The organism is Micromonospora sp. NPDC047620 (assembly GCF_043205005.1).
Classification (GTDB): Bacteria; Actinomycetota; Actinomycetes; order Mycobacteriales; family Micromonosporaceae; genus Micromonospora.
In genome coordinates this window covers 1-1,312 of sequence record NZ_JBIDDG010000124.1, presented here as the reverse complement: position 1 = coordinate 1,312, position 1,312 = coordinate 1, and the positions used below count along the sequence as shown (strand labels likewise).

Below are 1,312 nucleotides of genomic sequence, written 5' to 3'. Positions count from 1 at the left end.
GACTGCCGGGGTCAACTCGGAGGAAGGTGGGGACGACGTCAAGTCATCATGCCCCTTATGTCCAGGGCTTCACACATGCTACAATGGCCGGTACAGAGGGCTGCGATACCGTGAGGTGGAGCGAATCCCTTAAAGCCGGTCTCAGTTCGGATCGGGGTCTGCAACTCGACCCCGTGAAGTTGGAGTCGCTAGTAATCGCAGATCAGCAACGCTGCGGTGAATACGTTCCCGGGCCTTGTACACACCGCCCGTCACGTCATGAAAGTCGGTAACACCCGAAGCCGGTGGCCTAACCCTTGTGGAGGGAGCCGTCGAAGGTGGGATTGGCGATTGGGACGAAGTCGTAACAAGGTAGCCGTACCGGAAGGTGCGGCTGGATCACCTCCTTTCTAAGGAGCACTTCTGCACGACGCTTCACACAGGTGAAAGTGGTTGTGCCAGAGACCGTTTGTGTCCCCGTCAGTGGGACCGCGGAAGCTCATGGGTGGAACGCTGACAAGCTTCATCGCACCAAGGTGCCGGCTCTGTCCGGGACCGCGGTGAATATATCGACACACTGTTGGGTCCTGAAAGAACAGACGTTCTTTCCAGGCAAAAAATACGATCCGCTCAGATCTTCTGAGATACCGGCCTTCTTCGAGGGTGCTGGTCCTGAAATTCCGGTTTGGGTGGGTGTGTTGTTTGAGAACTGCACAGTGGACGCGAGCATCTTTGTTAGTAAGTGTGTAAGAGCGTACGGTGGATGCCTTGGCACCAGGAGCCGATGAAGGACGTAGGAGGCTGCGATAAGCCTCGGGGAGCTGTCAACCGAGCTGAGATCCGAGGATTTCCGAATGGGGAAACCCAGCACGAGTGATGTCGTGTTACCCGCCGTTGAATATATAGACGGTGTGGAGGGAACGTGGGGAAGTGAAACATCTCAGTACCCACAGGAAGAGAAAACAATAGTGATTCCGTGAGTAGTGGCGAGCGAAAGCGGAAGAGGCTAAACCGTGTAGATGTGATAGACGGCAGTCGTTGTCTATGCGGGGTTGTGGGGTCTTTCTTCTTCTCACTGCCGTGAGGAGCGCAAGTCAGAAACCGTTGTGTTAGCTGAATTGGTCTGGGACGGCCAACCGTAGACGGTGAGAGTCCGGTAAGCGAAAACGCGACGGCTTGTGTGATTGATACCCGAGTAGCAGCGGGCCCGTGAAATCTGCTGTGAATCTGCCGGGACCACCCGGTAAGCCTGAATACTCCCTGGTGACCGATAGCGGACTAGTACCGTGAGGGAAAGGTGAAAAGTACCCCGGGAGGGGAGTGAAATAGTACC

2 rRNA genes are annotated in these 1,312 nt (G+C 55.6%); both read left to right on the top strand.

The annotated features are described in order from the left end of the window. Positions 1-389: ribosomal RNA gene (locus ACGF5C_RS34640) — 16S ribosomal RNA — on the top strand; the annotation flags it as partial. A gap of 326 nt (positions 390-715) precedes the next feature. Next, a 23S ribosomal RNA gene (locus tag ACGF5C_RS34635) occupies positions 716-1,312 on the top strand; the annotation flags it as partial.